7 protein-coding genes are annotated in these 12,463 nt (G+C 40.8%); 5 read left to right on the top strand and 2 right to left on the bottom strand.

Going from position 1 to position 12,463, the window contains the following annotated elements:
• Window positions 1-64 precede the first annotated feature (64 nt).
• Window positions 65-1,105 (bottom strand): sugar kinase, encoded by a 1,041-nt coding sequence (locus tag ABJF11_RS13200; RefSeq protein ID WP_348120343.1) that lies wholly within the window; start codon window positions 1,103-1,105, stop codon window positions 65-67.
• A 165-nt stretch (window positions 1,106-1,270) separates the two neighbouring features.
• Between ABJF11_RS13200 and ABJF11_RS13195 the strand changes: the two genes are divergently transcribed.
• Window positions 1,271-2,302, top strand: coding sequence for a LacI family DNA-binding transcriptional regulator (locus ABJF11_RS13195; RefSeq protein ID WP_348120342.1), 1,032 nt, complete (start codon window positions 1,271-1,273; stop codon window positions 2,300-2,302).
• A 203-nt stretch (window positions 2,303-2,505) separates the two neighbouring features.
• Here ABJF11_RS13195 and ABJF11_RS13190 read toward each other — a convergent pair whose 3' ends face one another.
• Window positions 2,506-4,458 carry a polysaccharide lyase family 7 protein gene (locus ABJF11_RS13190; protein WP_348120341.1) on the bottom strand — a complete coding sequence of 651 codons (1,953 nt, stop codon included), beginning with the start codon at window positions 4,456-4,458 and terminating at the stop codon, window positions 2,506-2,508.
• Between the two features lie 360 nt (window positions 4,459-4,818).
• On the opposite strand from ABJF11_RS13190, the gene ABJF11_RS13185 reads away from it, so the two are divergent.
• The 4 genes from ABJF11_RS13185 to ABJF11_RS13170 all read left to right on the top strand — a co-directional run bounded on the left by ABJF11_RS13185 (window position 4,819) and on the right by ABJF11_RS13170 (window position 12,334).
• Window positions 4,819-5,544, top strand: coding sequence for a FadR/GntR family transcriptional regulator (locus tag ABJF11_RS13185; RefSeq protein ID WP_348120340.1), 726 nt, complete (start codon window positions 4,819-4,821; stop codon window positions 5,542-5,544).
• Window positions 5,545-5,799: 255 nt separating this feature from the next.
• Window positions 5,800-8,898, top strand: a complete 3,099-nt coding sequence (locus ABJF11_RS13180; protein WP_348120339.1) for a TonB-dependent receptor — start codon at window positions 5,800-5,802, stop codon at window positions 8,896-8,898.
• 35 nt (window positions 8,899-8,933) lie between these two features.
• Window positions 8,934-10,364: a RagB/SusD family nutrient uptake outer membrane protein gene (locus ABJF11_RS13175; RefSeq protein ID WP_348120338.1), complete on the top strand. Its 1,431-nt coding sequence runs from the start codon at window positions 8,934-8,936 to the stop codon at window positions 10,362-10,364.
• Window positions 10,365-10,375: 11 nt separating this feature from the next.
• Entirely contained in the window at window positions 10,376-12,334 is a 1,959-nt protein-coding gene (locus ABJF11_RS13170) for a PKD domain-containing protein (RefSeq protein WP_348120337.1), read from the top strand.
• Window positions 12,335-12,463 lie beyond the last annotated feature (129 nt).

Here is a 12,463-nt window from a genome sequence, read left to right as displayed (position 1 = left end):
AGTCATGGTTTATTTTAGAGTTCTAGGAAAAAACTATTGTTCTAACTGAACCCTCCCCGATGCACTATCTTGCTACTCTACCTGATGCGTCTCCACCCATCAGTTTTTCAACTTCTGCTACCGTTACCAGATTGGCATCTCCTTTAATAGTATGTTTTAGGCATGAGGCTGCTACTGCAAAGTCCAATGCATTTTGATCATCTTCAGGATATTTTAATAGACCGTAGATGAGACCACCCATGAATGAATCTCCGCCACCCACGCGATCCACAATGTCTGTGATTTGATACTGACGGGTTTCAAACATTTTGTTGCCGTCATACAGGACGCCTGCCCAAGTGTTGTGCGAGGCGGATATGCTCCCTCTGAGCGTAGTAATTACTTTTTTAGCCTTTGGAAATTTTTTCATCATTTGCTGACAAACGGATAAGAAAGCCTCGGCCTTCACGTCGTGCCCCTGAGTAGTAATGTCCAGGCCTTCAGGTTTAATACCGAAGTGCATTTCAGCGTCTTCTTCATTGCCCAAAATGACATCGCAATAAGAAGTCAATTCTGTCATGATAGCTTCTCTGTCGCCACCAAATTTCCATAGTTTAGCCCTGTAGTTCAAATCAGTGGAGATAGTGATACCCATTTCGCTAGCAGCTTTTACCGCCTCCAGGCAAGCATCTGCTGCACCTTGTGAGATGGCAGGAGTGATGCCCGTCCAATGAAACCATTCGGCCTCTTTGAATACTTTTTTCCAATCTATCATGCCAGCTTTGATCTCAGCCATTGCAGAGTGAGCCCGGTCATATACTACTTTGCTTCCTCTACTCACAGCACCTGTTTCTAAGAAATAAATCCCAAGACGATCCCCACCGAAGACTATATTTTCAGTGTTTACACCTCTTTTCCTCATTTCCATCAGAGCACATTCGCCGATATCATTTTTAGGGAGTCGTGTCACGAAATCCACTGGAACACCGTAATTGGCCAGTGATACAGCTACATTAGATTCGCCTCCGCCGTACACCACATCGAAGTTGTTAGCTTGAGAAAACCTTAAATATCCCTGAGGAGCTAATCTCAACATGATCTCTCCAAATGTCACCACTTTTTTCATAATCTTATAATGTTTTGCTTTTGCCGTGTACGTTAACGGAACTGTTTAAAAATAAATCCCTCAGAAGAAGGATTTGTATACCGTTTTCGTTAACGATGAATACAAATGTAGTATATTGCTGGTAATTACAAAATGATTGGTGCTTTTTTTTAATATTTGCTGTCAATGAAGAGAATTACTATAAAGGAAATCGCCCAGCAGGCTGGAGTATCCGTAGGAACTGTGGATCGGGTATTGCATAAAAGGGGAGAGGTAGCGGAAAAAACAAAACTGTTGGTTTTGAAAATTGCCAAGGAGGGTAATTATCAAACCAATGTATTTGCAAGAAACCTAAAGCTCAATAAGACCTATCATTTGGCGATCTTACTACCGGAGGACAACGAATATTGGAAGACTCAGCGAAAAGGAATAGAGGATGCTGCCAGTGAATATGAATCCTTGGGTGTCCAGTTACAATTCTATACTTTCGATCGAAGTAATCGTGATTCTTTTCTAGAGCAGTCGAACCTGGCCATTGAATCTAAGCCGGATGGGGTAATACTAGCGCCTATAATAACTGATGAGGCGGAACAGATCTGTGCGCAGTTGAAGCGAGGTGATATTCCATACGTATTTGTTGATTCTAATCTGAAGTCTGCAGAACCGTTGGCATTTATTGGTCAGGATACCTTTCAAAGCGGATATTTAGCTGCTAAGCTGCTAAATATTGGATTTGACAATGGACACCAAGCTGTAATTACGATATATACGGACTTTGACAGCTTGAACAAAACGATAGATGAGAGAATTTCCGGGTTTAAAAAATTCTATTTAGAACAAGGTTGGCCATTAAGTTTGATAAGCGAATTAAAGATTCCTAGTGGGTTTGAGATCAAGGAAGTGAAAGAGTGGACTATCAACAATGGCAGGTTACACCTGTTCATTCCGAATTCGAGAACACATCAAATTGTAAAACGCCTGGAAAGCACACAATACGAAGGATTGACCAGAATCATCGGATATGATAAAATCCAGTTGAATGTAGATGTTCTAAAAGATAATAAGGTCGATTTTATAATTAATCAAAATCCGTATAGACAAGGCTATTTGGGCGTCCAGGCCTTGTACAAACATCTGATAATCAAAGGAGAAGTTGCACCACTCCAATACATGCCTCTGGATATACTCACGAAAGAGAATGTTGAGTTTGCGAATTAAACTCTTAACTAAACGGCATTGAATCCAGGTTAAATTCAAAGAGACCATCTCAAAAGTATTTCGTCATTGCGAACGACGTGAAGCGAAGATTGAGTTTACTGCGCTCACTGCGATGACGGTTGTTTTGACTTTTGAAATGGCCTCTTCTAAATTGTTGCAATCAATGAGCAGCCACGCATGACCTAGCTCACTGATGATGTGTTCTAGTCATGCGAAACCCAGAAATCGTATACCAATACTTCTCCATAATTATTGGGATTGTCTGTATCACTTCCCTCTTGGTTTGGATTACTTTGTGTATAATTTCCGATTTTGAAATACGATTGATCATAGTTAAGGTTCATCACATACGAGTTGCTTCCATCTTTGACCAGATAACCGGATGCGCTTCCATTGGCATATGCGCTGGCTAGATTTCCGTCTTCGCTATAGTAACAATAGTGCTTACCATTCACCACTTCAAATATCACCTCATGCTGAGTGCCCAAAGTATAATTAGTCTTGATTGTGAGATTGCTTCTGAGTACGCCTCCATTAAAACTTAAGAATAGATGAGAACCTTCTAGTCTTAGCACCATGGCATCGTCAATGCCATCAGACTTGTTGCCATGGATCTGCGTGGCGACCAGATGATCTTTATTGATTGGGAGATGCGTAATCGCTTGCTTAGAATACACTACGTGTGTTCCTGAGGTCGTCCAATAGATGTCCGATGAGCCGTCAGCTTTTCTTTCTCTCAGTTCAGACCTGATGTAGTCGCTATTGGGAGTTGAGCCGTTGTTGCTTCTGATCGGTACTCTAAAGACGATGGCATCTTTATCATCATTTACATAAAAGTACTCATTCGATTCCTGATAGAGTGTTTTATCCTCGACTCCATCTGGGTAGGTGATTTTCCATTGATTGTAGTTAGCCATCAAGTCAGAAGGATATTGGGCTGTTCCACCGCTTCCACCAGATGGGGTAGCAGTAACAGACTTGCTACTCGACCCATTTCCTGAGGCGTCAAAGGCAACTACGCTAAAAGTATAAGGGGTGCCATTAGTTAATCCTGTAATTGTCTTGCTAGTAGACGATGAAATGGTACTCCCGCCGCTATAAGATATCAATACGTGGTCAAAATCCGAATCTGATGGATTGCTCCAGGACAGACTGACTTGACCATAGCCAGCAGTAGCACTAAGGTTCGATACGGCTCCAGGGGGAGTGTTATCTCCACCGCCACCAGTAGCCCCCCAGATTTCAGCTTCTGTTACACTGTTCCAGGTATTACTCGAGTTGCCAAATCCCGTAATTCTCACATATCGGGCATTTATGGCATCAAAAGAATAAGTTTCTAATGCGGTGGTATTCCCAGAGCTGCCAGAGGTAGAAGCATCATATATTGTGCTAAGACTGGATGTGCTTGCTCCTGCACGTATTTTGAAATATGAATTTCTTTGATCTCCCTTGTACCAGGCAATTTTCATGCTGTGGACACTCTTACTACTTCCCAGATCATATGTGATATACTGGCCGCTTCCATTGGCAGACCATCGGGTGCCCAAATTACCATCCAAAGTATTGGATGGTACATTGCCATCATTAGCACTAGCCGAGGAGGATGAAATTGCCAATTTTCCTGATGATCCTGATCCAGAACTACTTCCCTCAACCAGGCTAAAATCATCAAATCTGCCTGTACCTCCGTTGTACTTTCCATAAATGGTGATACTTGTACTACTTCCTGAATTGAAGGAAACACTGACCTGTGTCCATTCGCTATAGTCACCGCCATCATTGTGATCACTGCTCCCTGCTGTGACACCGATTGTGCCTTTTGCAAGTATATAGGCGGACAAGACATAATTAGTATTTTCAGATACGCCTACTGTCTGCTCAAATCTTCCCGCTGAGCCGGTGATTTTAGCGGATTTTGATCCCGAGTTTGCACTACTTGAAATCGCTGATGGGTCAGAGTCATTCCATCCGGACCAGCTGCTCTCAAATCCAGCATTCGATAAACTAACGATGTCACCAGCGGCCATTTTTTCATTTTGAATTCCTGAGGCTCCAGGCTCTAGATTTTCTTCTTGACAACTGGTAGAAAGAAGGAGAAAAAGACTCATAAAAAGGGTATACGCCCCATTTTTAGAAGAAATTGAATTGTTTTTCATTTTGTTTTAGTTAGATGAATAAGTATTTAGATTGGTCTATTTTAGTCGATGACTAACTGGTAAACCAATTAGTAATAAGTAGAAAATCGCCATTTTTAACAACTCGTTTTCAAAATATCAACTGGTTGATCAGTGTTTTTTTGTAACTCAAACAGGAATTTGAAATTTTTTATAAAAACAGCCAATATTGACCCTATTTTATCCTAAATGGCTTTTAATGAAATGCTTTGGCCGATTTATAGAGATCAATTAAAATGCTGATATCTGCGAAAAGACAGGTATTTATATGCTATTCCTTGTGTTTCAAAAAAAATAATATTAGATTGGTCGACCAATTAATAATTGTATTAAAACAAATCAATGGAATTGCTTAAGAACTTTAGTCAGATAGTTATCGAAACACCTGTTGATCAGATCATCAATCAGATCAAGCAACTCATTACATCAGGGCAGCTAAAACCGGGAGATAAGCTACCCTCAGAAAGAAAATTGTGTGATGTGCTTGGGGTTGGACGGACTCATTTGAGAGATGCTATCAAAAAACTGGAATTTTACGGAATACTAAAAACCTTGCCACAGAGCGGTACAGTTGTGGCAGGAATGGGAATTACTGCTTTAGAGGGGTTGATTTCGGATGTACTTAAGCTGGAAGGAAATGATTTCAGTTCTTTAGTGGAAACGCGTGTAATTCTCGAAACCAATAGTGCAGTGTTGGCTGCAGAGCGCAGAACAGGTAATGATATTAGAGAAATCGAAAAGGCCTTGTTTGCTCACAGAGCTAAAATTGAGCAAAAGGATCATGCCGTAGAAGAAGATTTGATGTTTCACCTCAAAATAGCTGAAGCCAGTAAGAATTCTGTACTGAAGTCGCTGATGTTGATTATTACGCCTGATATACTGTCCTATTTCAAGCAACACGATGTATGTGGTGATGGGAGATCCTTAAAGGCTGTGGAGCAGCACGAACAAATATTAGAACATATAAAAAACCAGGATGCTACGGAAGTAGGGAAGGTGATGCGAGAGCATTTAGGAGATATCCTGGACTATTCGAAAACGATACAAGTAGAACAATTATATAACTAAGAAAAAAAGAGGCTAATGAAGAACTGACGCAAAACCAAAAACAAAGATGGATTAACCAAGGGTTAACCCATCCGTCGCGGGATCGATCAAATCAATGTATAAAATATCAATTTGGCCATCGGTATTTCCATTGAAGCGATCAATTGCTGATACAAAGATAACCAATTACTGTTATTCTACAGGAAAGGATCGTCTTTTTTAACTACCCGCATCAGCATCTAACTATTATACTAAGTGTGAACAAAATCATTTAAAATGAAAAACATTTTACTATTATCTAAACGCTACCAGAAGCACAATTTTGCTTTGTTGCTGATGGTGTTGCATGTGATGATAATAACTCCGGTATTTGCTCAGGACATCAAAGTGTCAGGAGCAGTCAGCTCAGAAGACAACGAGCCATTACCCGGGGTAACGATCATAATACAAGGAACCACGCAAGGAACGGTTACAGATATTAATGGAAACTATGCATTGGAAGTAGCTTCTGATGCAGTTTTGGACTTTTCTTTTATTGGGTATTTAAAACAAAGTGTAAATGTAAGTGGAAGATCTTCCATTGATATAGCTCTGGCACCGGATATAGAGCAACTAGAGGAAGTAGTTGTAATTGGATATGGTACGCAGAAGAAGTCTCATCTCACGGGAGCAATTTCCAAAGTAGAGAATACTAATATAGACCAAATACCGATGTCCAGAGCCGATCAGGCTTTAGTAGGTCGAGTAGCCGGTATGAATGTACAATCTACTGGTCCTGATGGAGTTGGTAGTGCGCCTACCATCCAAATCCGTGGAGTTGGATCCATTACTGGCGGTTCAGGACCACTTTTGGTAATCGATGGAGTGGCAGTGGATTCAGATTTTTGGACCAATATTGACATGAATGATGTGGCTTCAATAGAAGTATTGAAAGATGCCGCTTCCGCTGCAATTTTTGGGTCGAGGGGAGCCAACGGTGTAGTAATGATTACTACGAAAACAGGAGAATCCGGTAAAACCAAATTTGCCTATAACGGATTTTACGGGTGGCAAGACGTGCAGAAGAATCCTGATTACAACACTTCAGTTGCTGACGGTATTGCTGCGGAAATGGCAGCTAACGATGGATTGACCGCAAGGTCAAGATACAAGCAGCTGATCGGCGTGGATAATAACTGGCAGGATATCATTTTTGATGGTGGCAATACACAAAGCCATACAATCAGTGCTCGCGGAGGAAATGAGTCAACTACTTTTAGTACAGCAATGACTTATGCGCACGATGAGGGTGTGTTACTCACAGATGATTTCAAAAAATATAACTTGAAAGCAAAAGTTGATACCAAAGTAAATGATGATTTGTCCTTTGGTGTAAGCTTAAATCCATCTTTTACCGAAAGAAGAAGGTTTGATGGATCTACTCATGATATTTTGAGACAAACACCTTGGTTGCCTGTATATCACGATGAAAATACAATTCAGTATGTAGATAGAACGGTATATCCTGATGTGCAAGTAGGTGACTATGCTTTGCAACGACACTTCGATAACTATGATTTGGATGGTGATGGCACCCTGATCGATATAAGTAATACCTCCAATACTAATCCAGCTGCGAAAGTTTTAGAAAGAGATAGAAGAGATTTTCAATTCAAGATGTTTGGTAAGTTTTATGCTAAATACAAATTGACTGATAATTTCTCTGTTCAAGCCGCATTGTCAGGAGATATTCAGAATACAGAAAGACAGAGATGGCAAGGAGTAGAGTCCAATAGAAATGGCGCTTCAGCTGCTTCATTGGATGTAAATAATGAGAATAAAGTGCATGTGGTAACTCAAGGGTTTTTGAATTACAAGCAAGCTTTTGGTAATCATGATATTTCTGCTACAGCTGGTGTTATCGCAGAACGATATGAAGAAAAATATTCTAACGTGTCTGGTACGGGATATGAATTCGATTTTGTACCTACTCTTGATGCAGCAGCAGAAGCTTCGGCATGGGGATCGTTCGAAAGAGAAAAAAGACTCTTGTCCTTTATCGCAAGAGTGAATTATTCATTCTCCGACAAGTACTTGGCTTCTGTCAGTTTTAGAAGAGACGGTAGTTCGGTCTTTGGGCCAAATAATAAGTATGGTAATTTTCCTGCTGTATCTGTAGGATGGAGAGTTTCTGAAGAATCATTTCTGGCAGGATCTAACATCATCAACAATTTGAAGTTTAGAGCAAGTTTTGGTATCACAGGTAACGATCAAATCTCTACAGGGAACCAGACTAGCGACAGATTGAACGACTGGTATTCACCTACTGCTCTACTTAGCTCAAGAACAGCAATAGTAGGAGGTAGTACAGTCACTGCCTTTAATCCTCAAAACATTGCGAATCCAGAATTAGGATGGGAAAGATCCATTGAATTTAACCCAGCAGTTGATTTTGGTTTTTTCGACAATATTATTTCTGGTTCTATTGACTACTATAAAAGAACGAGTGATGATTTGTTGTTGAACGTGGATGTCTCAGGAGTTACTGGCTTCAACAACGCATTGGTCAATATCGGAGAGGTAACCAACGAGGGTGTAGAGGTTGAGTTGAGAACCAACAACATTAGAGTTGATAAGTTCAGATGGACAACTACATTTTTAGGATCTAGAAACAAAAACACGCTGACAGATTTTGCCAATTCGGATGGACTAATTCAGAGTGTAGATGAGAAAAGAGCCGCCGAGTGGATAAGTTCAGTAGGCAATCCTATTTCTTCATTCTATGGTTATGTAGTTGATCGAGAGATTCCATTGGAATATCTGGTAGATGCTTATCACCCTATAGGTGGGCAAGCGCAGGATGTTTATGTGCGGGATTTGAACGGTGACGGTCAGATTGATGAAGATGACAAGACCATCTTGGGAAGCCCATATCCAGACTTTATTTGGAGTATCACCAATACATTTTCTCTAGGTGATTTTGATTTGTCTTTTATGTTTCAGGGAAGCCATGGCGCAGAAGTGAGAAATATGGGTGACCAATACCTGTACAATCATTTTAATAGCTCGCAAGGTTTTGACCCGCTGACTACTCCAGATCAGGAATTTATCCAACAGAAAATTTTCACCAATTCAATCGTACAAGATGCTTCGTACATCGCACTTAGAAACGTGAATTTGGGATACAACTTACCTTCTAGAATTATATCTAGAATTGGGATAACAAGTGCAAGGTTATATGTAAGTGGATCGAATTTGATGTATATCAAAGGAGATAACTATACAGGATTTAACCCTGAATCATTGACTACTACATCACCTACAACCTATGGGTACCAGAGAGCTGGAGCTCCTATAGCCAGATCTGTGGTGACAGGTGTAATCATTGAATTTTAATCAGGGTGAAGATCATTAACAAAAAAGAAAATATCATGAAAAATATAAGAATCATAGCGCTGTTCGTACTTGCAATGCATCTATATGGATGTCAAGACGATTTCTTATCACCAGCGCCTAATTCAGCTATTAGTGCAGATGAATTCTACAGAAATGATACAGAGTTGGAAGCTGGAGTCGTTAGTTTATATGACGGTATTCAAGGCATCAACTCCACAACGACAAGTGACTTACACGGAATTCAGATCGAATATCAACTTACAGAAATGAGAAGTGACAATACCCGAACCAAAAGTGGTGAAGGAGAAGCTTCTCAATTTGATAGTTTTACTGTTGAGTCTACCAATGGTGTTGTTGCGGATTATTATGCAAGCTTTTACAATGTAATTTTTAGAGCTAATACCATCTTAGAGAATTTGGAGAACGCCTCTAATGCCAAAGCAGCTCAGTTTGAAGGTGAAGCTAAATTTGTTAGAGGGTATGCATATTTCAATCTCGTAAGATTGTTTGGCGACATTCCATTGGCAACAGAGGTTATATCAGCAACGGATGAAGCCACAGCTTTTACAAGAGTGGCTACCAGTGAGGTATATGAGTTGATTGTAAGCGACTTGAATACAGCTGTTACCAATTTGGATAATACCTACAAAAACAGAGCTTCTAAAGCAGCAGCTCAGGGGATATTGGCTAAGGTGCATCTTACCATAGGTAATTACTCTGATGCGCAAGATTTGCTTGAGGAGATCATTGCATCTAACGAATTCAGTTTAGAAGCTAATTTTCAGGACATCTTCTATTCTGAAGGCAATGGTGAAACCATTTTTGCCATTGGATATGTAGCGGACAATTCAAACGACAGTCAGAACTTTTCGGCTGAGTGGTTGAATTCAGTCGGAAGATCAAGTGGCTTGAATTATGTAACCAGTGATGTAAGAACAGCTTTTACGACGTACGGAGGTGCGATGAGAACAAGTTATTCCTACCGACTAGATGCTGCTCAGACCACCCAATATCAAGTAGTTAAGTATTTGCCAAATGGTGATGAAGCACTGGGCATAGAACCGACTTCAGGTGACCCTACCTTGGCAGGCAACGACTGGATAGTATTGAGATATGCAGATGTATTATTGATGCATGTAGAAGCTATTTTGGCTGGACGAGATGGACCAATTAGCACGGCAGCCGCTATTAATTCATTCCAGGAGGTACGAGATCGTGCGGGACTTACGACGCCTGTGACAAGCATTTCGAAAGAAGATCTGGCAAACGAAAGAAGGGTAGAACTTGCTTTCGAAAATCACAGACTGTTTGATTTGATTCGTTTAGACTTGGCCGAAAGTGTACTTGGTGCATTTGCTACTGCTAACGGGCATTCATTTACAGCCAATGACCTGCTGCTACCCATTCCTCAAAGAGAAATCAACTTGAGCAAAGGAGCATTGAGTCAAAACGCTGGATACAACTAAAATTGAAATCAATGAAACTACATAATATAAAAACAAGCAAGTTCATCAAAGTGATGAGCCTGCTAACTGGATTTTCATTAACGTTAGGTGCATTGTTCATCACATCATGTGTGGATGAAACCCTACCAGGTGCAGGTTCAATACCAGATATTACTCCTCCAAATGCTGGATTTTCATATAGTTCGGACCCAACTGATCAGTTGATGTTGGTATTTACAAATCAATCGGAGAGTGCAACTGATTTTACATGGGATTTTGGAGATGGAGAGAGTTCTGATGAAAAGGACCCTTCACACACTTACCCTGATTTTGGCTCCTATACAGTTACTCTTGTCTCCACAGATAAGTTGGGTGTATCTGCTACCACGACTTCAGATGTTGAGGTGGTCGAAGGGCCTTATCAGCCATTTGTTTTAGAACTAGGTTTTGAAGATCTTTCTTTGCCAGACGGCACAGGTGATGGTCGCGATTCCTGGAGAAATTCAGATTTGGGTGGCGTAATTCAGATTACCGAAAGCCCGGTACGGAGTGGTGAGCAAGCTGCGAAATTAACAGGCTTGACTTCAGATCAGAGAATTGGTTATCAGCTCGTAACGGTAGAAGCAGAATCAAATTATGATGTTAATTTCTACTATACAATGGAAGATGATCAGATTGGATGGTTGACAGTTGCGATATTGTCCGGTCCGGTTTCATCACATGACGATGCACTCGAAGCTACGATTGGTTCTATTACTGTCAATAATCAGGATGATCCGGAAACGTATGAATCAGCGTCAGTATCATTCAACTCTGGTACGAGTACTGAGATTGCCATATATTTTTACAACGGTGGATCAGTTGAAACAAGATTGGACGACATATCAATAGATATTGCACCAGAAGGTGCAGTAGCTCCTTCAGTTTCATTCACTAGTGAGCAGAGTGATGCAAATTATCTCTCTTATACATTCACTAATAATTCTGTAAATGCTACCTCGTATGAATGGGATTTTGGTGATGGAAACACCTCGACAGAGGAGACGCCGACACATGTGTACGAAGAGGCTGATGTATATTCAGTGAAACTTGTAGCAACCAATGATGCTGGACTTTCAGCTGAATATACCGCTGATATAGATATTCAAGCTCCGGTCACAGCCGCTTTCACCTACGAGGAGGACGATGCTGACTACAAAACCTATTTATTTACGGATGCTTCCGAAGATGCGGTTTCGTTGTTATGGGAATTTGGAGATGGATTCCAGTTTACTGGAATGGATCCAACACATACCTATGCAGAGGATGGTATTTATACGGTTACGCTCACCGCTACCAGTCTGACAGGTTTTGAAGATGTTGAAACGGCTCAGGTGACTGTAGCCGAAGGATTCATTGTCCAGGTTCTAAACGGAACTTTTGACGAGTATACAACTGAAACTGGTGACAACGCAGACGCGTGGGATATGACACCTAACAGTACTGTGGTCGACAATAATGGGAATACCATTGATAGCCCATATGATCCGCTATGGGATAATGGAGATTTGGATAGTTGGCTTGATACCGAGTATGGCGACGACAGCGAACAAGCAGGATCTTCTAGTGATGGAAATAATGGAACCAGAGGTGCTAAATTGGATGAGAAAGGTCGTCGATTGTATCAGGTAGTTGAGGTTCAAGCGGGAGAGACCTATACATTCTCCATCGATGCCATGACCACCGCTGCAGGGATAACCTCTGAGGTATTTATACTAAACACCGAAATCGCAGATGAGACAGGAATCAATGCCTCTACATCTGACGCAGCTATTGATCATTACTTCGCAATACCGAATATTTTCGCAGGAAGTGGTGATGCCTATGCTACTAACACATTTGATTTCACACCATCTACAAACGAGATCGTGATTTATGTGAGGAACATAGACGTTGTAGATGATGTGGCGGAGGCCTTCTTTGATAACATAACTATTACCGATGCTGATTGAGAAATCAATCGATTTATATAATATCAACTACCCGGATTTATTCCGGGTAGTTATTTTAAACTTTTGATTAGTTGGTGTAAAAAATTGGCATAAACCAAGGCTACGCTACTGCTATAGCTGAATAAAATT

It is taken from the genome of Reichenbachiella sp. (genome assembly GCF_039941815.1).
In the GTDB taxonomy this organism is placed as follows: Bacteria; Bacteroidota; Bacteroidia; order Cytophagales; family Cyclobacteriaceae; genus Reichenbachiella.
Note: the sequence above shows the minus strand (reverse complement) of the source record. Positions and strands in the feature narration are given on the sequence as shown.

Coding starts and splice junctions, on each gene's coding strand:
- ABJF11_RS13200 (WP_348120343.1), bottom strand. CDS start 1,105: ATGAAAAAAGTGGTGACATTTGGAGAGATCATGTTGAGATTAGCTCCT.
- ABJF11_RS13195 (WP_348120342.1), top strand. CDS start 1,271: ATGAAGAGAATTACTATAAAGGAAATCGCCCAGCAGGCTGGAGTATCC.
- ABJF11_RS13190 (WP_348120341.1), bottom strand. CDS start 4,458: ATGAAAAACAATTCAATTTCTTCTAAAAATGGGGCGTATACCCTTTTT.
- ABJF11_RS13185 (WP_348120340.1), top strand. CDS start 4,819: ATGGAATTGCTTAAGAACTTTAGTCAGATAGTTATCGAAACACCTGTT.
- ABJF11_RS13180 (WP_348120339.1), top strand. CDS start 5,800: ATGAAAAACATTTTACTATTATCTAAACGCTACCAGAAGCACAATTTT.
- ABJF11_RS13175 (WP_348120338.1), top strand. CDS start 8,934: ATGAAAAATATAAGAATCATAGCGCTGTTCGTACTTGCAATGCATCTA.
- ABJF11_RS13170 (WP_348120337.1), top strand. CDS start 10,376: ATGAAACTACATAATATAAAAACAAGCAAGTTCATCAAAGTGATGAGC.